Below are 21,415 nucleotides of genomic sequence, written 5' to 3'. Positions count from 1 at the left end.
TGACGATGGGAAATTGCTGAAAGGTGACGTCGGCCGGGGCAGCCCCGGCCGACGGTTTCATGATGATCAGGTCTTGGGCTTGATTTCGTAAGCCAGCGTTTCCTGGTCGACGCGCGGCGGAATGGTCAGCATGCCCTTCTTGGCAGCCCAGACGGTCTGGAGCTGGACGGTCGGGATGAGGGCCCGGTCGTTCATGGAGACCTCGGTCACCTTCTCGAACAGGGCACGACGCTTGGGATCGTCCATCGTGCGGCTGCCTTCGTCCAGAAGCTTGTCGACCTCCGGATTCGAGTAGCCCTGCTTGTTGAACGCGCCCTGGCCCGATGCGGGATCGGCCGTGTGGACGAGCGACCCGTAGGTGTAGCTCGCCTCGCCGGTCAATGTGCCCCAGCCGCTCATCCAGAGGCTGAACTCGCCCTTCTGCTGGGCGGGGAAGAACACGGTGCCGTTGAGCGCATTGGCGTTCACCTTCAGGCCGGCGCGGGCCCACATCTGCGAGAGGGCTTCGCACACCGCCGAATCACCCGGAAGGCGATTGTTGGTGCAGGCGAAATCGATCTCGAAGCCCTTCGGGTAGCCCGCCTCCGCGAGGAGCTGCTTGGCCTTAGCGACATCGTAGGGCTTCTCGGGCAGCGCCTTGCTTCCGCCGAAGAACGAGGTCGGCATCAGCTGGTTGGCAGGACGTCCGAGACCTTCCAGCACCACGCGCACAAGCGTCTTGCGGTCGATGGCGAGATCCATCGCCTCGCGCACCTTGGGGTCGCGCAGCGGGTTGGCCGCGATGTCCTTGCCGTCCACCTTCACGGGCTTGGGCAGGGTCTCTTTGACGTTCGGCGTGATGTTGAGGAAGTAGACGGAGTCGGCGATGAACGTGTCGACGCCCTTGTCCTTCTGCATCGACGCGTAGTCGGTTGCCGGGACATAGTTGACCATGTCGACCTGGCCGGATTTCAGCGCCGCCATGCGGGCCGAATCGTTCGGGATCTCCTTGCGGACGACCTTCTGCCAGGGCTGCTTGTCACCCCAATAGCCGTCAAAGCGCTCGACGACGAAATCGCCCTTGGGTTCCCACGACACGAACTTGTAGGGACCTGTGCCGATGGCAGCCTTGCCGGAGTTGAACTGCTCGTTGCGCGCGTCGGCCCCGATGGATTTCGACACGACGAACAGTCGGATGAAGTCGTTCGGCAGGGTGGGCGCTGCGACCTTGGTCTTCACGTGCAGGGTGTATTTGTCGATGACCTGAGTCTCTTTCACCTGCTTGGTGTAGATCGTCATGCTCATCGGACCCGTCACCTGAGGGATGCGGTCGATGGAGAACTTGACGTCCTCGGCCGTCAGATCAGAACCGTCGTGAAACTTGACGCCTTCGCGGATCTTGAACTCCCAGGTCGTCTCGTCGACGGGCTTCCAGGAGACGGCGAGACCCGGCTTCATCTGCAGGTTTTCGTCCGCCATGACGAGCGTGTCGAACACATGGCGCAGCGTTTCGGCCTGGCTGCCGAGCGTCGACCAATGTGGATCGATCGAATCCGGACCGGCGCGCACGCCCATCGTCAGTGTCTGGGCCGAAACCGCGCTGCTCAGCATGGTTCCCAGAAGAAGGGCCGCTGCAAGCGTCCCACCGAGCTTGAAAGTTTGTTTCATTCAATATCCCCTCTTGCTAAGAACCGATCTTTTCGTCCAATGTGTTCTTATCGATTATGACGGTAGGTCGTCAAACCCGCAGAAGTCAACAGCAACCTAGAGATGACAGAGAAAAGCTTTACTGTTGCAACAGCGGACTGTGATAGTTCACTAGAACAGACGAATGCGGAGCGGATTCTGACGGGATTGGCCGGATCGCTCGATCGAACCCTGCCTGTACCGCTCGGCATCCAGCTGCGCGGTCTCGTCGAATTCGGCATCGCGCTTGGCGAATTGCAGCCGGGCCAGCGCCTTCCTTCTGTCCGGGAACTGGCGGACCGGGCCGGCATCGCGCCCATGACCGTCTCCACCGTCTACCGTGAGCTGCGCCAGTCTGGATTGATCGAGGCCAAGCCCGGCGCCGGCACCTATGTGGGGGACGGCCATGGCAGCGACGGCCTGCGCTCGTCGGCCATGCGCAAGATGCAGCGCCGGATCGATGTGCTGTTCAACGAGGCGCAGGAATTGGGCCTGGCGCCGTCGCTCGTCGCCTCGCTGGTAAATGCCCGAGCGGCGCGCGGGCGATCCTCGTCCCGTCCTGTTCGCCTCGTGATGGTCGGCAACTTTCTCGACACCACGCAGCAATATGTGGATCGCATCCGCGAACATCTCGGCCAAACCGACACCATCGTGGCGACGACCGTCAGCGCGCTTCAGAAAGCTGGCGGCGAGACGCCGGCCTTTGATCTCTGTGTGACGCTTGCCCATCGACGCGTGGAGGTTGAGGGTCTCCTTCCACCCGGCATCCCCGTGGTGGGACTGAGCTTCATCCCGGCCGAGGAAACCCGCGCCCAGTTGGCCATGATCGATCCCATGGCGCGCATCGGCATCGTGTCGATCTTTCCGGAATTCATGGCGCTGATGAAGCCTGGCGTCCTGCGCTTCACGCCGCATGTGTCCGATGCGGAGGTCCGGCTCATCACCGCGCCCGACCTCAAAGATTTTCTCCTTGGACTGGACGTGCTGATCTATGCCAGCGGCGCCGAGCCCATCCTGAAGGATCTGCCGGTTGGACGGCAGGCCATCGAGTTCCGGTATGTGCCGGATCCCCACGCCATCAGACAGACGCTGATTCCGGCTATCGAGAAATTGCGCACGGACGCTGTCGCCAAAGAGGACATGGTATGAACATCAGCGAGATGAACTGGCCGCAGGTCGAAGAGTACCTGAAGACGGACGACCGCGCGGTCGTGCCCCTTGGCTGCACCGAACAGCACGCGTATCTCAGCCTGTCGGTCGACAGCATCCTGGCCGAGCGCGTCGCTCAGGAAGCCGCAGCGCCGCTCGGCGTGCCGGTCTTTCCCGTTCTGGGCTACGGCATCACGCCCTATTTTCTGTCCTACCCGGGAACCGTGTCGCTCAAGGCCGAGACCTATTTGCGCATCATCACGGACGTGCTCGACAGTCTGCGGCGGACCGGCTTCCGCCGGATCCTGTTCGTCAACGGACATGGCGGCAACGCGCCCGGCCAGACCGCCGCCATCGAGTGGATGGACCAGAACGCCGATTGCCGCGTGCGCTTCCACAATTGGTGGAATGCTCCTCTGACTCTCGAGAAGGTGAAGGCTATCGATCCGGTCGCCTCGCACGCCTCCTGGATGGAAAACTTCCCCTGGACGCGACTTCCCGGCATCGAGCAGCCCGCCCACCAGAAGCCGATGGTCGATCTGGAGCGGATGCGCACCTTTGGACCGGAAGGCGTGCGGGACATTCTGGGAGACGGCAATTTCGGCGGCCGCTACCAGCGCTCAGACGAGGACATGAACGCCATCTGGTCGGTTGCCATCGCTGAAACACGCGCCTTGCTGGAGGTGTGGTGATGGGAGCGGAAGCGATGAACCAGGACACCATCCTGATCTGGGGAGCAGGCGCCATCGGCGGCACTCTCGGCGCCTATCTGGCCCGCGCCGGCGAGGACGTGCTCCTCGTCGATATCGTCGCGCCCCACGTGGAGGCGATGAACCGCGATGGCCTCGTCATCGAGGGTCCCGTCGAGGCCTTCACGCAAGCCATCCGAGCGACGACGCCCGATCAGCTTCACGGCCAATTTCGGCGCATTATTCTGGCCGTCAAGGCGCATCACACGCGCGATGCGGTGCGTGCCCTCGCGCCGCATTTGACCGAGGACGGCTCGGTCCTGTCGGCCCAGAATGGTCTGAACGAGATCGTCATCGCGGAGGAGATCGGCCCGCAGCGCACTGTTGGCTGCTTCGTTAATTTCGGTGCCGATTGGCTGGAGCCCGGACGCATCCTGTTCGGAAACCGCGCCACGGTGGCGGTGGGCGAAATCGGTGACGGCGCACCCGGGCATGCGGCGGAATACCACCGGCTGCTGTCGATCTTCGAGCCGGACGCGATCCTCACCGACAACATCTGGGGTTATCTGTGGGGCAAGCTCGGCTACGGGTCGATCCTGTTCGCAACCGCACTCACCAACGAATCGATGTCGGACAATCTGGCGTCCGAGCGCCATTTCCAGGTCTTCAACCGTCTCGGCCGCGAGGTGATGGCCGTGGCACTGGCGCGCGGCGCGACGCCGCTCGGCTTCAACGGATTCGATCCCGCAGCCTTCATGCCGGACGCGAGCGAGGCCGCCGCAAGACGGTCCGTGGCCGATATGGCGGAGTTCAACCGCCACACGGCCAAGACCCATTCGGGGATCTGGCGCGATCTTGCGGTCCGCAAGCGCAAGACAGAGGTCGATGCGCAGATTGCCGTGATCGCGGCGCTTGGCGCGGAATCCGGTGTGGCCACGCCGGCCATCGACACGCTCGTCTCGCTGATCCACGACATCGAGGATGGACGGCGCGAGCAATCCTGGGCCACTCTCGATCGGATGCTGCCAGCATGACACAGACTCTTACGCAGCGCCGCGCCATCGTCACCGGCGCGGCCCAGGGAATCGGGCGCAGCATCGTACAGGCGCTTGCCGCGGAGGGCGCCCGCGTGGCAGCCTTCGATCTCGACGGCGAAGGCCTGCGCCTGGCTGTGGAGGCTGGAGCCACCACGACCCATCAGCTCGACCTTGCCGACCGCGACGCGGCCTTCCGCGCGGTGCAGGACGTTGCAGACGCGTTCGGCGGCGTCGACATTCTCATCAATTGCGCGGGCGGCGTACGCGGTCAGGTTGGCCGCCCCCTTGAAGAGGTGAGCGAGGCCGATTGGCGCGTGTTGTTCGACGCCAATGTGAACGGCGCGTTCTTCTGCGCGCAGGCGGTCGCGCCGTCCATGAAGGCGGGCGGCTTCGGCCGCATCGTCAACATTGCGTCCGGCGCCGGGTTGCGCCCGAGCCTCACGGGCATTCAGGCCTACACGGCCTCGAAACATGCACTCGTCGGTTTGACGAAGCAGCTGAGTTTTGAACTGGGTCCCCATGGCATCACCGTCAACAGCGTGGCGCCCGGATTCGTCCTGTCGAACCCCGCGACCCAGCGCCAATGGGAGAGCTATGGCGAGGACGGACAGAAGCGGCTGATGGAGAGCATCCACACGCGCCGGCTTGGCAAGCCAGAGGACATCGCCAATACAGTGGCGTTCCTGACATCTGAGGCGGCGGGCTGGATTTCCGGCCAGATCATTTCGGTGGATGGCGGCCGCTCCTGACCGGCGCCCTGAGGCCCTCGGGTCTCCAATAATCATATGAGGAGGGTTCGCCTTGGACGACATGCAACAGCAGCCATGGGCCTGGCCGGAAAATATCTGGCGCGACAAGGTCAACCATGTGAGGGCCGGCCGCACCTTGAAGCCCGCACAGTGGAAGAATGGCACGCGCTGTGCCGTTGCCTTCTCGTTCGATTCCGATCACGAGACCAACGAATTGCGGGACGGCGGAAAATCCATCGGCCGCATGTCACAGGGCCAGTACGGCAATCGCAAGGGCGTTCCACGCATTCTCGACGCGTTGGCCAAGCACGACGCGAAGGCGACCTTCTTCGTTCCGGCCGTGGCCGCGCTTTTGTATGAAGACGAGCAGCGGCGCGTGGCGGCAGAGGGACATGAGCTCGGAATCCATGGGTGGATCCACGAGCTCAACTCGCAGCTTCCCTACGAGGTCGAGCGGGACCTGATGTTCCGAGCGGCCGATACGCTTGAGCGGCTCGGCGGCAAGCGGCCCGTCGGCATGCGCACGCCATCATGGGATTTCAGCCCCGATACCCTGCGCATCCAGCGCGAACTCGGTCTGCTCTACGATTCGTCCCTCATGGCCGACGATGACCCCTATGAACTGGTCGAGAAAGGTGAGCCCACCGGCATCGTCGAGCTGCCGGTCGAGTGGATCCGGGACGATGCGGTCTATTTCAACATGCACCGGTTCAACGGCCTGCGGCCCCACACCGCGCCGACGGATGTCTACGATATCTTCTTCCGGGAATTCGAGCGCGCCTATCAGGAGGGCGGCCTCTTTCTTCTGACGATGCATCCGCACATCACCGGATATCGCTCACGCATCTGGATTCTCGAAAAGCTCCTGGCCGAGATCACCCAGCGCTCCGACGTCTGGATCGCCACCCATGCGGAGATCGCAGACTTCGTGAAAGCCGAATGCCTCCGGTGACAGCGGCCTTGCGGGCCCGCGACGCGGGTCTTGCCTGCGGACACCTCCCCAGCGGACCGCGCAACACGATTGCCGACGTGCCAGGCATGCGCGTCGGTCATCGCACGCTTCTGTCGGGCGACATCCGCACCGGCGTCACGGCGATCGTTCCGCCTGCGCCAAACCTCTATCGTCACAAGGCCGTGGCGGCAGCCGATGTTCTCAACGGCTTCGGCAAAAGCGTCGGTCTGGTACAGGTGGACGAGCTGGGTACACTTGAGACGCCTTTGCTTCTCACCAACACGCTTTCGGTCGGCACCTGCTCCACGGCGCTCATCCGTCACGCGCTCGCGCTCAATCCCGATATCGGCCGGGAGACCGCGACGGTGAATCCGGTTGTCCTCGAATGCAACGACGGCTGGCTCAACGACATTCAGGCCATGGCCGTCACCGAAGCGGACGCCGCGGCCGCGCTGGCAGCGGCTTCGGACACCGTGATCTCGGGCTCGGTTGGCGCCGGCTGCGGCATGAGCGCTTTCGGGTTCAAAGGTGGCGTGGGCACCGCATCCCGGCAGCTCCATCTCGATGGCGCGGGCTTTCATCTGGGGGTTCTGGTGCTGGCCAATTTTGGCCGGCCCGGCGAGCTTCGTCTGCCGTGCGGACGACGGGTGGCGCCGCCTGCGCCGCTTACTCCTACGGCCCCGGAACAGGGGTCCATCATCGTCATCATGGCAACCGACGTGCCGGTCAGCGACCGACAGATCAGACGCATCGTGCGCCGCGCCGGCGTGGGACTGGCGCGCCTCGGGTCATTCTGGGGCAACGGAAGCGGTGATATCGCGCTCGGCCTGACGACCGCAAATACCATTCTGCACGACGAAGCGGCAGCAGTTTTGCGCACCCACCTGCTCAACGAAAATCGCCTCGATCTTCTTTTCGAAGCGATGGCGGACGCGACGCAGGAAAGCGTCCTCGACGCGCTGGTGTCCGCAGGTTCGATGACCGGTCGCGCCGGGCATCATCGCCCGTCGCTCGCCGATACCCTGCTGACATCACCTACAAAGGACCTCGCACGCTCATGACACACCCAACGTCGGCTGATTTCACACTCGCGGTCCATGGCGGCGCGGGCACGATTCTGCGCAGCAAGATGAACGCCGAACGCGAGGCGGCCTATCACGCCGGCCTGCGCCGCGCGCTCGACGCCGGCCGCGTTGTGCTGGCCGATGGCGGGCGGGCGGTGGATGCGGTCACCGCTGCTGTCATGGCCCTGGAGGACGAACCCTTGTTCAATGCGGGCCGGGGCGCGGTCTATACCTCCGCAGGCAAGCAGGAAATGGATGCGGCCATCATGGACGGCAGCGACCGGGCAGCAGGCGCCATCGCGGGAATCTGCGGCCCCCGCAATCCCATCCTGGCCGCCCGCGCCGTGATGGAAAAGTCCGATCATGTGTTTCTCATCGGCGAGAGCGCGATGGCGTTCTGCCGCGACACCGGCATTGCCTTCGAAGACGCCACTTACTTTTTCACCGACCAGCGCTGGAATGCGTTGCAGGAGACGCTCGCGATGCGGCGCAGCGGCGCCGAGGATCTAGACGAATCGCGCAAGCACGGCACCGTCGGGGCGGTCGCCCGCGATCGCAACGGCCATCTGGCAGCCGCTACCTCGACAGGCGGCATGACGGCGAAATCGCCCGGTCGCGTCGGCGACAGCCCGGTCATCGGCGCCGGGACCTGGGCGGACGACGGCACCTGCGCGATCTCGGCGACGGGGCACGGCGAGATCTTTATCCGTTATGCGGCGGCCCACGATATCGCGGCGCGCATGCGCTATGCGGGCCAGAGCCTGGAGGAAGCCGCACGGCATGTGGTCGTCGATGTCCTCGCCCCCGTCGGCGGCTCCGGTGGCCTGATCGCGGTTGATCGCGATGGCCAGTTCTCTTTGCCGTTCAACTGCTCGGGCATGTATCGCGGCGTCGTGACGGCCGATGGAATTCTGCGTACGGCGATCTACGACGAACCGCTTCGCGACGTTTCGTAATCGGCCTTCGCCGCGACGGTCACGCTGGCCAAGGGAAATGAGATCACGCAGCGGACGCCATCGGGCGGAAATTCGAGCTTCAACTCGCCTCCCAATTGCTGGGCGAGCCCACGCTTGATCAGCTTCGTGCCAAATCCCTGACGTTGCGGGGGCGCAACACTCGGGCCGCCGGTTTCGATCCATTCGACCAGCAGGGCCGGTGGCGCGGTCCCGCGCGTCACCGCCCAGGTCACGTTCACCCGGCCGCTCGCGTTGGACAGGCTGCCGTATTTGGCCGCGTTGGTGGCGAGTTCGTGGATGGCGAGACCGAAGGCCAGCACGGCGCTCGGCTGCAGGCTGACGCGCGGTCCGCGCAGCCTGATTCGCTGGCCGAGCGCATCCTGGTAGGGATCCAGTTCGCTACGCAGGACGTCGTCCAGCACTGCGCCGGTCCAGTTGGTGGCTGTCAGGAGATCGTTGGTGACAGCCAATCCCTGCAGGCGCCCCATGAAGGCATCCCACAGGGCAGGATCACCGGGCTCGGCCGAGCGACGGGTCAGCGACGCGACAGATTGTACGGTCGCCAGGGTGTTCTTCACCCGGTGGTTCAACTCATGGAGCAGCAGCCCCTGGCGGTCGCCGGCCTGTCGTCGCTCCGTGACGTCCTGCGATACACCGGCTAGGGTTACCTGGCCGTCCGCTGCCTGCCTCGCGCGTCCGGTGATCTCCAGCCAATGGTCGCTAGTGTCCGGCCAGCGAACACGGACCTCGATCTTCAGATCGCCCTTCGTTGCAAGCGCTTCCGTCACCGTCTTCTGGTGCAGGTCACGGTCCTCGGGATGAATGGCAGCGACCAACTCCGCATAAGTGGGAGCAGGACCGGTCTCGCGTCCGAGATGCGCGCGTGACTCCGCCGACATCGTCAACGTGCCGGTCGCCGGAACGAACTCCCATGTCCCGAGAGCGCCGGCCGTGAGAGCCAGTCGAAGGCGCGCCTCACTATCGGCGCTGAGGGCAAGCGCGTGCGCGCGCTCTGCGTTCTGCCGCTTGATGGCGCTGGCCGCCTCCTCCAGGGCGCTCTGGATGGCATCGAACTCGACGACGCGTGTCGAGGTGGGCGTCGTCGGGAGGCCGCGACCGACCCCTCGTGCGGCTCTCACGAGTTGATCGACCGGTTGAGCGATTCGTCGCGACAGCAACGCCGCCATGGCGACACCGAGGACGATGATGCCCAGGAGAAATGACAGCCACATCACGGGTCGCCGCACTGCGGCTCCGAGTTCGGATTGTGGAATGCTGATCACGAAGGCCCAACCGGTATTCGGCGCACGATGAAAATAGCTCTGGGCGGGGATACCGTCGAGCGTGATTGTTGACACGCTCCCGTCTGAGGAGGCTGTAATGGCTGCGGCGAGTTCGGGCCTGACGCTCTGTCCGATGTAGCGTTCAGGAGAACGGGCCCGACCGACGATTCGGCCGGCCCGATCAATCACCGCAGCATTCCAGCCTGCCGGAATGCGCTGCTCCTCGATCAGCCGCTGGAACACGTCGGGTCCGACGGCAGTGCCCAGCACGAAGGCAACCAGATCGTCCAGGATGACCGGCACGTCGATGGTAACCAAGGGTTGGCCGGACACGGCACCGTTGAACAGATCCGACAGTTCCGCGCGGCGTGTTGCAACAATGCGCGCGATGGTTTCAGGCCGCGCGCTTGCCGGCAATGGCGTCCCGAACGGCACACGGGTGCTGACGATGGCCTGGCCGGTCGAGTCGAAGAGCGCGACCCAGCTTGACTTTGCGATTCCAGCCTCCAGAATCTGGCCGTGAAAGCTTGCAAAGTCGCGACTGCGCAGATGCGGCGAGGACGCCAGCACATGCATGGCGACCTCGGTCTTCTCGATTTCACGATCGAGCCAGAGGCTCATCGCCCGCGTGGTCTCGCGCAGGCGAAGATCGGTCGCCGTTTGCTCGGCCCGATAGGCCGAATAGAGCCCGGCAGTTGCCACGGTGGCCGTCGGAAGCGACAAGACCACCACCAGCCCCCACAGCACCTGTCGGAGGGAGGTTCGGGCGACGGACGGTGCGACGGCTTCTGCAGCGTCCTCCAGGACCGCCGCCGCCTCGATCACGATGACGCACCTGTGGCCTGAAGCGGCACGTCGACGCGCACGAGCGTCGCGCCGTCGTCCTGAGGCCACTCCACGGACGCATGGAGCTGACGGGACAGAGCGGTCAGAACGGTCCCCGTGCTGCTGTCCCGCGCGGCTTCCTTTTCGACGGGACTGAATGCACCATCGGCAAGCTCAAACAGCAGGCGTCCTTCATGCGCCCGCATCCGCAGGGTGAGCCTCCCGTGGCGGTCTTGGTAACCATGCGACAAAGCGTTCATGATCAGTTCGTTGAACAGGAGCGCCATGGGTGCTGCCAGCGAGGAAGCGACCTCGACCGTCTCGACATCGAATTCCGCTACCACGTGCTGGCGATCGGGATGCGAGGTGTGCTCGATGAAAAGCTCCCGCGTGAACGTCGCTGCGTCGAAGCGGCTCGCCCCCAATCCGTCGTAGAGATCGCGATGGGCCGTTGCCAAGGCCTGCACGCGCTCCTTTACCCTTGTCAGAGCGGCTCGTGCTTCCGCCCGATCCGCTTGCCGGATCTCGATGCTGAGAAGCGACAGGAGAAGCTGCAGGTTGTTTTTCACCCGGTGGTCCAGCTCATGCAGGAGGGCGGTGCGTTGTTCTAGAAGGTCTCGCGACGCCTCTTCGGCGCGCCGGCGCTCCTCGCGCGCCCTGGCTTCGGCGAGCGCGCGCAGGACGGTGGCGGGCAGACGTTCAAGTCGCTGCTTCAACACATAATCGGTTGCCCCCCGCTTCAAAGCCTCGATGGCAATCTCCTCCCCCAGCGTGCCGGAGACGAAGATGAACGGTGTCTCGGGCGCGGCCTCGCGCGCAACACGCAACGCGCTCAACCCATCGAAATCCGGCAGAACGTAGTCGGCAAGGACGAGATCCCACGTCTCCCCCTGGATGGCCTCCATGAAGGGCGCTGCCGACACGACGTTGCGGATCTCGCACGGGAGACCCGTCCCTGACAGGGCCTCGGTGACAAGCTCGGCGTCGAGCGCACTGTCCTCCAGGAGAAGAACCTTCAAAATCCGGTCCGGGGAATCACGATTCAACCGATCCATCAGTAACCCGTCTGGCCGGTGCGCGGAGCGGGCTCGTTGATGATCGCCCAGAACACGCCGAGATCTTGGATGGCGTCGAAGAATTCGCGGAAGCCCACAGGCTTCACCACGAAGGCGTTGACGCCGAGCTCGTAGCTGCGGAGCAGATCCGTCTCCTCCCGCGAGGAAGTCAGCATCACCACCGGCGTATGACGCAGGTCGGGGTCGCCCTTGACCGTCTGGAGCACCTCGAGGCCATCGACCTTCGGCAACTTCAGATCGAGCAGCACCACCGCCGGATCGCTGGTGTTGCGACTCTCGTGCGGGCCACGCCGGTAGAGATAGTCGAGCGCCTCCGCCCCGTCGCGCACCACCACAACCTCATTGGCGAGCTGGCTCTGTTCGAGGGCGGCGAGTGTCAATTCCACATCGTTGAGGTTGTCCTCGACGAGGAGAATGGGTTTGAGATGAGGCATTCAGGCTGCTCCTTCGAGCACGGGAAGACTAAAAAAAACGGTAGCGCCCTGATCGATCGCGCCTTCGGCCCAAGTGCGGCCGCCATGGCGTTCGACGATGCGACGAACATTGGCAAGGCCAATACCCGTCCCTTCGAAATCCTCCATCCGGTGCAGCCGCTGGAAGACGCCGAACAGTTTGCCGACATATTGCATATCGAACCCGACGCCGTTGTCGCGCACGAAGAACACCCACTCGTCGTCCTGCCGCTCGCACCCAACCGCGATCTGCGCGACGTCGCGTCGACGCGTATATTTGACGGCGTTCGAGAGCAGGTTTTCGACGACGAGGCGGATCATCATGGCGTCCGCCTGGACGACAGGCAGGTCGCCGATTGTCCAGACGATGGCGCGATCGCCGATCTCGAGCAGCAGTCGTTCACGCACTTCCTCCACCAATTCGCGCGTCGGCACGCGGCGCGGATTGAGGGCAGTCCGTCCCATCTGCGAGAAGCTGAGGAGGTGATCGACAAGCGTTCCGGCCGTGAAGGCGGACTCGATGATGGTGTCGACGTAACGGCGCCCCCTTTCCGACAAGGAAGCGCCTTCCTGCTTCTTCAGCAGCTCTGAGTAGCCGACAATGTGCCGGAACGGCGCGCGCAGATCATGCGACACCGAATAGGAAAAGGCCTCCAGCTCCTTGTTGCTGCGCGTCAGCTCGTCGCTCAAGGCCGCGAGTTCCTCGGCGCGGCGCAGGACGATTCCCACGAGGGTATGTCGCAGCTCGGTAACGGCCTCGATCTCCGCCGCATTCCAGGCGACGCAATGGCCTCGCACGATCTCCTTCCAGGCTTCAAAAGAATGCCGTGGGTTCAGGCGCGTGGCGCCATTGCCGTCGGGAGAATCCTTCTGTCGCGGATCGCCCGCCCATTGAACGGTCTCGACGACCTCAGGCCTGAACCACATGACGTAGCTCGCATGAATTTTCGAAATCGAGATCGACAGCAATCCGCTCGCTTTGTCGGCAAAGGATAGCGCCGCCGGATAGACGGCGGCCAGCGAATCCGTCGCGAACACATCGTCGGAATTTTCCTGCGCAAGCCACGTATAGAGCGCACGCACCTCAGCCTCACAGGGCGTGTCGCCCCTCAGCCAGACGTGGTGACCAGAGAGGACGGCAGCACCCGTAGCGCCGGCAAGGTCCAAGAGCTCGGCAGGATTGTTGACCAGGCCGTTGATGAAAAAATCCTCGGAGGCCATGTGGGCAAGCAGGCGCGTCTGCACACCCCGCAGGCGCATACGACGTTCTGCGTGCGCAGATTTCTCCCGCGCCTCGAGTTGCAGGGAAAAAATCTGGGTCAGGAAATCGCAGGCGTTCCGCACGGAGAGCGAGACTTTCCGCGGCGCCACGCTGTGACACGAGACGAGACCCCAGAGTTCCCCGTCACGCATGATAGAGATCGACATGGACGCCATAGTGCCCATGTTCCGCATGTATTCCAGATGAACGGGCGAGACACTTCTGAGAACCGAATCGCTGAGATCCAACGGCGCAGTCTCATGCGTCTCAATCGGGATCGGTGTGTAATTTGCGTCAGCGATCAGCCGCAGGCGGTTGCGTCGGTAGAGCGCGCGAGCTTGGGCGGGAATGTCCGAGGCCGGAAAGTGCAGATCGAGGCAGGACGGCAGCACGTCGTTGCGGCTTTCACCAACCACCATGCCGTGCCAATCGGAATCGAATCGATACACCAGAACGCGATCGAAAGCGGTCATGCGGCGGATGTCGTCGGCGGCAAGCTGGCAGAGGAGGCCGACGGTCGAGGCTCCCTGTAGACCCGCGATGAAGCTGCGAAGGGCAGGATGAAACTCAGCGACCGTCAGGCCTGCCGGTGCATCCTCCAGTTCCAGGATGGCCAGGTCCTGTCCGCCGGACAGCACCGCGTCAAATGTCCGCTGCCCCTCGCCTGTCGCGACGGTGACGGGGCCAAGGTGACGCGCGCCAGTCTCCTCGCTCACCACGCCTAGCGTCTCGGCGAGATGCGCCAAACCCGGCAGCAAGGCTCTCAGATCACTGCCCAGAACCGAGCCTTCGGCCAGATTGAAAGCCGAGGCTACATTCGCGGTCGCGTATATGACCGCAAGATCGGCGCGGCGGATCCCCAGCAGGAGACCATTGGGCTGGATGCTGCCTGGAATATGAATCGGTTCGCGCGCACAGGCATCGACGGCATCCAGCAGAGTGTCAGGTCGAGTTGTCATGCGAGCGGCGGCCCTGTTTTCCGGGTGCGGGCCTTTCGGCCATGTGAGGGATGCAGAACGATAAACCAACATCACGCGGTGGCCTATGCGAGCGCTCCGCCCCTCTCGCCGCCAAGCCGGCGAAGTGCGAAACGTTCGATGCCCCCCATGAGACCGTGAATCAGGACGGCAAGCAGCGCCACCACCAATCCGCCCTGTAGGACGAACGCCAGATTGTTGGACTGCAACCCGGCGATGATCACCTCACCAAGGCCCTTGGCGGCAACCGTCGAACCAATGGTAGCTGTCCCGAGATTAATGATAATCGACAGGCGAATTCCAGCCAGAATAACGGGAAGGGCCAATGGCAGTTCCACGCTGAAGAGACGCCGGGTTGGACCCATTCCCATGCCGCGGGCGGCGTCCAGCGTGAGCGGCGGGACCTGCGTGAGGCCCCCGAGCGTGTTCTCGAAGATCGGCAGGAGTCCGTAGAGAAAAAGCGCGATGAAGGTGGGCGCCTCGCCGAAGCCCACGAGCGGAACCGCGACGGCCAGAACCGCAATGGGCGGGAAGGTCTGGCCAATATTGACCAGGCTGCGCGAGAGCGGCAGGAATTCGAGGCCGCTTGGACGCGTGACGAAAATTCCCAACGCAACCGCCAGCACCGTGCTGGCCAATCCGGCGCCGAACACGATGGTGAGATGCGATACCGTCAGCGACCACAGACTGCCCTGGTTGTAGATGGCCGGCGCGTTGTTCTCGGTGAGCGGCTCGAACACAAACGCGAAAGCGTCTGGCATGGTGAGGAACGCGACGAGCAGCGCGAACACGACAAGCCGCCCGATGCCGGCCCAGCCCATCAGATGGGTTTCCGGGCATGGGCCAGAATGCCGTCGACGGAGACGCGGCCGCGTATGGCACCAGTGGCATCGCGCACCGGGAGCATGTGCTGTCCGCACCACATCAGATGCGACAGCGCATCGCGCAGGTTCGCGTCCATCTCGATCGGCTCGCCCGACGCCGCGCCGGGCTCCAGCGCGTCGGCCACACGGGTGAGGGAGAGGAGGCGAAACGGGCGCTCCGTGGTGCCGACCAGGCGTTCGACGAATCCTTCGGCAGGACTGATCAGCAGTTCGGCCGGCGTGCCGTATTGCAGCAGGCGTGCATCGTCCATCACCGCAATGCGATCGCCCAGGCGAAAGGCTTCCTCCATGTCATGCGTGACCAACACGATGGTGGTGCCAAACCGGCGCTGGATGGAGAGAAGGTCCTCCTGGGCCTTGCTGCGGATCACGGGATCGAGCGCGCCGAACGGCTCGTCCATCAGAAGAAGCGTGGGCTCCGCCGCCAGCGCACGCGCGACGCCGACGCGCTGCTGTTGCCCGCCCGACAGCTCATGGGGATATTTTCGCGCGAACTCGGCAGGGTCGAGTTGAAACAGCACGAGCAGATCGTTCACCCTTTTGTCGATCCGCTTCGCATCCCAACCCAGAAGGTGGGGAACGGTCGCGATGTTGCCCGACACCGTGCGGTGCGGAAAAAGGCCATTGCCCTGAATGACGTAGCCGATGCGATGCCTCAGGGTGTCCTCGGGAATCGCCATCGTATCCTGACCATTGATCAGCACACGGCCCGATGTCGGCGCGATGAGGCGGTTGATCATCCGCAGCAATGTGGACTTGCCGGCGCCTGATGTGCCGACGATCACGGTCAGCGTTCCCGCCTCGACCCCCATCGAAACGTCGTCCACGATCGTCTGCCCGCCGATTGTCTTGGTCAGGTGCTCGATTGCGATCACGGGCGGACCCCGCTGGCGAGATCGACAACGGCGTCGAGGACGACGGCTGCCGCAAACGCCATCGCCACGATGGGGATGGCCCCGAGCAGGACGAGATCCATCGCCGTCTGGCCGATGCCCTGGAAGATGAAGGTGCCGAGGCCGCCGCCGCCGATGAGCGCCGCGACTGTGGCAAGGCCGAGATTTTGAACCAGCACGATGCGGATGCCTGTGAGGATGATCGGAAAAGCCAGCGGCAGCTTGACCTGGAAGAGCTGCTGGCGCCGCGAAAGACCCATGCCCCGGGCCGCGTCGACCACGGGGGCCGCCACCTGATCCAGCCCCACAACCGTGTTGGCGACGACAGGCAGCAGCGAGTACAGGAACAGGGCCACCAAGGCAGGGGCAGCGCCAATCCCGCGGATCCCGAGCGCATGGGCGAGCGGAGACACGGCCGCAAGGTAGCCCAGCGGCACCATCAGGATTCCGAACAGGGCGATGCTTGGAATCGTCTGGATGATATTGAGAACCTGCAGCGTCGCCCCTTTCAGGATCCTCGCCCGGTGGCAGAGCACCCCGAGCGGGAACCCGATCAGGATGGCCGCCGACAGGGAGCCGAGGGCGAGGAAAAGGTGCTGGCGTCCCTCGCGCCAGAAGCTCTCGGCGCGGCCGGCATATTCCCTGACGAGCGAGACGTCGTTCCACGACCCCGAGGCCAGGAGCACCGCCAACAGGGCGAAGGCCAGCGCCAACGAGGCGAGGCGTTCCCAGGGACCGAACCGGAGGCGCGTGAGACAATCGGCCAGGAGAAGCGCCAGGGCGAGCCCGATGAGCCAGAAACCCGCAGCCGGCGAGACGCGCGCGAAGGTGTTGCCAGGTGGCGTAAGGTAAGAGGCCGCCCAGCCGATGGCGGGAAAAAGGAGTGCCATCCCGATGGCGGCAGCGGCCAGGCGAAGGGGCGGTTGACGCACGAGCACAGCGATACCCGCAATCGCCACGAGAGCCACGATCAGGCCGACCGCTCCCACAAGGGGGAGTGCCTCCATCACCGATCGGGTGTCACCGGCCACGATCCGGTTTGCCCGGTACGTGACGAGCGGGACCGCCAGCAGGCCCACCCCGATCATCATCGCAACAAGCGCACCGAGGCGATCGACGCCACTGCCGACGACGACATCCCCGTCAGGCCTGATCGGCCCGCCCCGATCGCGCGCGGGTGCGATCACGGCTGTCTTTCCGGAACGCGGCACTGCCGGCAGCCGTTTGCCGCCGGCCCCTTATTTTACGAAGCCCTTCGTCTTGAGGTAATCCGCCGCCACGGTCTTGGCGGCCTCGCCGCCGACCTGCACCCGGGCATTCAGGCCCTGGAGCGTCGTCAGATCGAGAGACTGGAAGATCGGCTTCAGGATCTCAGCCACCTTGGGGTTGTCCTTCAGCACGGCCTCTCGGATGATCGGCGCAGGCGCGTAGACCGGCTGAACGTTCTTGTCGTCCGCCAGCACCACGAGACCCGACGGCGCAATCCCCCCATCGGTGCCGTAGACCATCGCCACATTGGCGCCGCTGGTCTTGTCGGCCGCGGCCTTGATGGTGGCGGCCGTGTCGCCGCCCGACAGGACAATCAGCTGCTCGGGTTTCATCTTGAAGCCGTACGCCGCCTGGAATGCCGGAAGGGCCGCGGCCGAATTGACGAATTCGGACGAGGCCGCAAGTTTCGCCGCGCCCCCGCCTGCGACCCATTTGCCGAAATCAGACATGCTGGCGAGCTTGTTGGGTTCGGCCACGTCCTTGCGAACCGCAATGGCCCAGGTGTTGTTGGCGGGCGACGGGTCGAGCCAGACGATCTTGTTGGCGTCGTAATCCATCTTCTTGGCCGCCTCATAGCCCTTGGCTGCGTCCTTCCAGAGCGGGTCGTCGGCCTTGTTGAAGAAGAAGCCCGCGTTGCCCGTATATTCCGGGTAGATGTCGATCTCGCCGGCCGTGATGGCCTTGCGCACGACCGAAGTTGCGCCGAGCTGCACCCGATCCTGAGTCTTGATGCCGTTGGCGTTGAGAGCCAGCAGGATGATGTTGCCGAGCACCGAGCCCTCGGTGTCGATCTTCGAGGACACCACCACGTCCGCCTGCGCGGCGAGTGTTGAGACGCCCAGCGCCAGGGCGACGGTCAGGGATTTCAAAGTCACGTTCATCAATCGACCCTCTTCGACAACCCGGTCAAGCCGGCTTTTCCGATCTAGGGCTGTTTAGGCGCTTCGACAGTCCCGATCCACGTCAAAGCGGGATTTCGGGCGAGAAGATTGCGAATGGGCAGACCCGCCGCCGCCATGCCGGGGCGGCGGGTCCGGTTTTTCAGCCGGCCGCGGCGCTCATCGGCTCCTGGGCGATGGTGAAACGCACCTGCGCCTGGGGGCGATGATCCTCGGAGAGGTAGCGCCAGGTCCGCTCAGCCTCGCCCTTGCTCTCGAACGGTCCGACCAGTCGCTCGGTGCCGCGAATCAGCGTTTCGAACTCGGTGGAGGTGTATTCGCCTCCGATGACCCAGAATCGTGCCTGTTGCATGGTCTTGCTCCTGATGGAGCGGCCTATTCGGCCGCGTGAAGTTTCGGCGTTGCGTGGAATTGAGCGGTCTCGGTGGAATCGTTCATGGCCGTGGTGGAGGATTTTCCGGCCGTGATCGCGAGCGATACCTGGTCGAAATACCCGGTTCCCACTTCGCGCTGGTGGCGGGTGGCGGTGTAGCCATCGACCTCGGCGGCGAATTCCCGTGCCTGCAGCTCCGAATAGGCACCCATGCCGCGATCTCGATAGCCCGTGGCCAGATCGAACATGCCGTAGTTGAGCTGGTGGAAGCCGGCGAGCGTCACGAACTGGAACTTGTAGCCCATGGCGCCGAGTTCGCGCTGGAACTTGGCGATGGTGGCGTCGTCGAGCTTCTTCTTCCAGTTGAACGACGGCGAGCAGTTATAGGCGAGAAGCTTTCCGGGATACCGCTTGTGGATCGCCTCGGCGAAGGCCCGCGCGTCGTCGAGATCCGGGTGCGAGGTTTCCCACCAGAGAAGGTCGGCGTATTCCGCATAGGCCAGACCGCGGGCGATGCAATGCTCGAGGCCCATGCCCTCTTTCAGGCGGAAGAAGCCTTCCGGCGTGCGGCTGTCGGGCTCGATGAAGGGGCGGTCGCGCTCGTCCACGTCCGATGTGATCAGCATGGCCGATTCGGCATCCGTGCGGGCCATGATCAGGGTCGAGGTGCCCATCACGTCGGCAGCGAGCCGCGCTGCGATCAGGTTGCGCTCATGCGCCGAGGTGGGAATGAGCACCTTGCCGCCGAGATGGCCGCATTTCTTCTCCGATGCGAGCTGGTCCTCGAAATGGACGCCTGCCGCGCCGGCCTCGATATAGGCCTTCATGATCTCGAAAGTGTTGAGCGGACCGCCGAAGCCGGCCTCCGCATCCGCCACGATGGGCAGGAACCAGTCGCGCTTGGCACCGCCTTCCGCATGCTCGATCTGGTCGGCGCGCTGGAGGGTGCGGTTGATGCGGCGGCACAGTTCGGGACCCGAATTGGCCGGATACAGAGATTGGTCAGGATACATCGCGCCGGCGACATTGGAATCCGCCGCCACCTGCCAGCCCGAGAGATAGATCGCCTCGAGGCCGGCCCGCGCCATCTGCATGGCCTGATTGCCCGTCATTGCGCCCAGCGAATGGACGTAAGGGCGATCCTTCAGCATCTCCCAGAGCTTGGCGGCGCCGCGCTCAGCCAGCGTCTGACGGATGTCCACCGAGCCGCGCAGACGCAGGACGTCGTCCAGGCTGTAGGGACGGGTGACGCCATCGAACCGGCCTGCGGGGGCGGCGTGGTGCAAAGCCTCGAAGGAGGTGGGAGTGGTCTGCGCGGGCATGGGTCGTCCTTACGTTTACATTTCTTGACAATCGAAGCAGAGAATTGACAATTGATCCTGCCGCCTCGGTCTCTGTCATGAATGTTGACTGCCCTCGTCTCCATTGCAATGGTTGAGAAAGATAAGAAAAGTCGGCTTGTCACAGGACAACACGGTCTAATTTGTCAGTGTGTAAAGAAAATTACAAATGGATGACACACGGAAACTCTTTGTCGGCCCGCGTCTCAAGCGCCTGCGCCGCGACAAGAATCTGACCCAGGCCGGCATGGCCGAGGAGCTGGGCCTGTCGCCGAGCTACCTCAACCTGATGGAGCGCAACCAGCGGCCGATCACCGCCCAGGTCCTTATCCGCCTGTCGCATGCCTATGGGCTTGATCCACGGGAATTCGCCACCGACGATCACGATCGCACCGTCACCGAACTCGACGAGGTCTTTGCCGATCCGCTCTTTCGCCAGACCCCGGTGCCGCGCCTGGAGCTGCGCGAGACGGTCGAGAACGCCCCTGGGCTGGTCGACGCCGTGAGCCGCCTCTACCGGGCCTATGCGGCGATGCGTGGCGCGCGGGAATTGCGTCCGCCGGCGCTTGACGACCACGACCGCGCCGAGGATGCGGCCGACAACCCGGTCGATCGGGTCCGTCGGCACATCCAGGAGGCGAAGAACTACTTCCCCGAGCTTGACGAGGCGGCCGAAGCGCTTGCTGGCGAACTCCTCGCCGCGGGCCACGACCCCTTTTTTGCCATGTCGGAACGGCTCTCCAGCAACCACGGCATCCGCGTCCGGGTGATGCCGATCGACGTGATGCCGGACAGCCTGCGCCGCTACGATCATCACCGCCGGCAATTGTTCATTTCCGAGATTGTCGACCCTTGCGGACGGACCTTCCAGGCCGCCTATCAGCTTGCCTTCGCCGAAATGCGGCCGGTCCTCGACCGGCTGGCGGCCCGCCTTGAGCCGGAGGACGGCCCGGCCCGCCGGCTCCTGCGCATCTCGCTGGGCAACTACTTCGCCGGCGCGGTAATGATGCCCTATGGCAAATTCCACGCCGCCGCAGAGGCTTTGCGCTATGACGTCGATGTGCTGGGCGCGCGGTTCGGCGCGAGTTTCGAACAGGTGGCGCACAGGCTGACGACGCTCGCACGGCCTGGCATGCGCGGCATCCCGTTCTTTCTGATCCGGGTCGACTCGGCCGGGAACGTATCGAAGCGCTTTTCATCCGGCCGGTTTCCGTTCTCGCAATATGGCGGTACCTGTCCGCTCTGGAACGTCCACGCGACCTTCCGCACGCCCGCCCAGGTGGCGACCCAGATCGTCGAGCTCCCCGACACCTCGCGGTGGTTTTCCATCGCCAAGTCGGTGAGGCGGGCCTCCAATCCGTGGGGGATGCCCGACCCGCAATTCGTCGTCGGTCTCGGCTGCGAGCTGAAATATGCCTCCCGGCTGGTCTATGCGCGCGGCATCGACCTTGCGGCCGCCGAGGCGACGCCGATCGGGATCAATTGCCGCTTGTGCGAACGGGCGGCCTGCCCGCAGCGCGCGGCGCCGCCCCTGATGCACCCGCTCATCGTCGACGAGATGAAACGCGGCATCTCCCCATTCGAGTTTGACGCCACCTGAAACCCGCCAACTGAAACCGCTG

19 protein-coding genes are annotated in these 21,415 nt (G+C 64.2%); 8 read left to right on the top strand and 11 right to left on the bottom strand.

The window, feature by feature from the left end:
• Nucleotides 1-66 precede the first annotated feature (66 nt).
• Nucleotides 67-1,647, bottom strand: a complete 1,581-nt coding sequence (locus tag J4G32_RS11620) for an ABC transporter substrate-binding protein (RefSeq protein ID WP_210492667.1) — start codon at nt 1,645-1,647, stop codon at nt 67-69.
• A gap of 186 nt (nt 1,648-1,833) precedes the next feature.
• Between J4G32_RS11620 and J4G32_RS11615 the strand changes: the two genes are divergently transcribed.
• The 7 genes from J4G32_RS11615 (at nt 1,834) to J4G32_RS11585 (ending at nt 8,261) form a co-directional block, all read left to right on the top strand.
• The gene (locus J4G32_RS11615) at nt 1,834-2,814 is read left to right on the top strand and encodes a GntR family transcriptional regulator (protein WP_210492662.1); all 981 of its coding nucleotides are present in this window, start codon (nt 1,834-1,836) and stop codon (nt 2,812-2,814) included.
• The gene (locus J4G32_RS11610) at nt 2,811-3,506 is read left to right on the top strand and encodes a creatininase family protein (protein ID WP_210492654.1); all 696 of its coding nucleotides are present in this window, start codon (nt 2,811-2,813) and stop codon (nt 3,504-3,506) included. The genes J4G32_RS11615 and J4G32_RS11610 overlap by 4 nt, the downstream gene beginning before the upstream one ends.
• Nucleotides 3,507-3,520: 14 nt before the next feature.
• On the top strand, nt 3,521-4,537 hold the full coding sequence (locus J4G32_RS11605; protein WP_210492650.1) for a ketopantoate reductase family protein: 1,017 nt from the start codon (nt 3,521-3,523) through the stop codon (nt 4,535-4,537).
• Complete coding sequence (locus J4G32_RS11600) at nt 4,534-5,289, top strand: SDR family NAD(P)-dependent oxidoreductase (RefSeq protein WP_210492644.1); 756 nt, start codon at nt 4,534-4,536, stop codon at nt 5,287-5,289. The genes J4G32_RS11605 and J4G32_RS11600 overlap by 4 nt, the downstream gene beginning before the upstream one ends.
• 61 nt (nt 5,290-5,350) lie before the next feature.
• Nucleotides 5,351-6,241: a polysaccharide deacetylase family protein gene (locus tag J4G32_RS11595; RefSeq protein WP_210494185.1), complete on the top strand. Its 891-nt coding sequence runs from the start codon at nt 5,351-5,353 to the stop codon at nt 6,239-6,241.
• Complete coding sequence (locus J4G32_RS11590) at nt 6,229-7,302, top strand: DmpA family aminopeptidase (RefSeq protein ID WP_210492641.1); 1,074 nt, start codon at nt 6,229-6,231, stop codon at nt 7,300-7,302. The genes J4G32_RS11595 and J4G32_RS11590 overlap by 13 nt, the downstream gene beginning before the upstream one ends.
• On the top strand, nt 7,299-8,261 hold the full coding sequence (locus J4G32_RS11585) for an isoaspartyl peptidase/L-asparaginase family protein (RefSeq protein WP_210492636.1): 963 nt from the start codon (nt 7,299-7,301) through the stop codon (nt 8,259-8,261). The genes J4G32_RS11590 and J4G32_RS11585 overlap by 4 nt, the downstream gene beginning before the upstream one ends.
• On the opposite strand, the gene J4G32_RS22095 is transcribed toward J4G32_RS11585, so the two are convergent.
• The 10 genes from J4G32_RS22095 to aceA all read right to left on the bottom strand — a co-directional run bounded on the left by J4G32_RS22095 (nt 8,231) and on the right by aceA (nt 19,775).
• Nucleotides 8,231-10,369 (bottom strand): sensor histidine kinase, encoded by a 2,139-nt coding sequence (locus tag J4G32_RS22095; RefSeq protein WP_210492631.1) that lies wholly within the window; start codon nt 10,367-10,369, stop codon nt 8,231-8,233. The two genes, J4G32_RS11585 and J4G32_RS22095, sit on opposite strands and share 31 nt — an antisense overlap.
• Nucleotides 10,366-11,388 (bottom strand): sensor histidine kinase, encoded by a 1,023-nt coding sequence (locus J4G32_RS11575; RefSeq protein ID WP_246505011.1) that lies wholly within the window; start codon nt 11,386-11,388, stop codon nt 10,366-10,368. The genes J4G32_RS22095 and J4G32_RS11575 overlap by 4 nt, the downstream gene beginning before the upstream one ends.
• A 35-nt stretch (nt 11,389-11,423) precedes the next feature.
• Complete coding sequence (locus tag J4G32_RS11570) at nt 11,424-11,879, bottom strand: response regulator (RefSeq protein WP_210492610.1); 456 nt, start codon at nt 11,877-11,879, stop codon at nt 11,424-11,426.
• Nucleotides 11,880-14,117, bottom strand: coding sequence for an ATP-binding protein (locus tag J4G32_RS11565; RefSeq protein ID WP_210492606.1), 2,238 nt, complete (start codon nt 14,115-14,117; stop codon nt 11,880-11,882).
• Between the two features lie 83 nt (nt 14,118-14,200).
• Nucleotides 14,201-14,956, bottom strand: a complete 756-nt coding sequence (locus tag J4G32_RS11560) for an ABC transporter permease (RefSeq protein WP_210492592.1) — start codon at nt 14,954-14,956, stop codon at nt 14,201-14,203.
• Complete coding sequence (locus J4G32_RS11555) at nt 14,956-15,894, bottom strand: ABC transporter ATP-binding protein (RefSeq protein ID WP_210492588.1); 939 nt, start codon at nt 15,892-15,894, stop codon at nt 14,956-14,958. The genes J4G32_RS11560 and J4G32_RS11555 overlap by 1 nt, the downstream gene beginning before the upstream one ends.
• Nucleotides 15,891-17,003: an ABC transporter permease gene (locus tag J4G32_RS11550; protein ID WP_210494176.1), complete on the bottom strand. Its 1,113-nt coding sequence runs from the start codon at nt 17,001-17,003 to the stop codon at nt 15,891-15,893. The genes J4G32_RS11555 and J4G32_RS11550 overlap by 4 nt, the downstream gene beginning before the upstream one ends.
• Before the next feature lie 147 nt (nt 17,004-17,150).
• Complete coding sequence (osmF, locus tag J4G32_RS11545) at nt 17,151-18,062, bottom strand: glycine betaine ABC transporter substrate-binding protein OsmF (RefSeq protein WP_210492584.1); 912 nt, start codon at nt 18,060-18,062, stop codon at nt 17,151-17,153.
• Between the two features lie 160 nt (nt 18,063-18,222).
• Nucleotides 18,223-18,432, bottom strand: a complete 210-nt coding sequence (locus J4G32_RS11540; protein WP_210492576.1) for a DUF4170 domain-containing protein — start codon at nt 18,430-18,432, stop codon at nt 18,223-18,225.
• 23 nt (nt 18,433-18,455) lie between these two features.
• Nucleotides 18,456-19,775 (bottom strand): isocitrate lyase, encoded by a 1,320-nt coding sequence (gene aceA / locus J4G32_RS11535; protein ID WP_210492568.1) that lies wholly within the window; start codon nt 19,773-19,775, stop codon nt 18,456-18,458.
• Nucleotides 19,776-19,962: 187 nt separating this feature from the next.
• On the opposite strand from aceA, the gene J4G32_RS11530 reads away from it, so the two are divergent.
• Entirely contained in the window at nt 19,963-21,393 is a 1,431-nt protein-coding gene (locus J4G32_RS11530; protein WP_210492564.1) for a helix-turn-helix domain-containing protein, read from the top strand.
• The last annotated feature ends 22 nt before the right edge of the window (nt 21,394-21,415 follow it).

The organism is Microvirga antarctica (assembly GCF_017921815.1).
GTDB classification, from domain to species: Bacteria; Pseudomonadota; Alphaproteobacteria; order Rhizobiales; family Beijerinckiaceae; genus Microvirga; species Microvirga antarctica.
The sequence above is the reverse complement of the archived record's forward strand: the minus strand, read 5'-3'. Positions and strand labels throughout refer to the sequence as shown.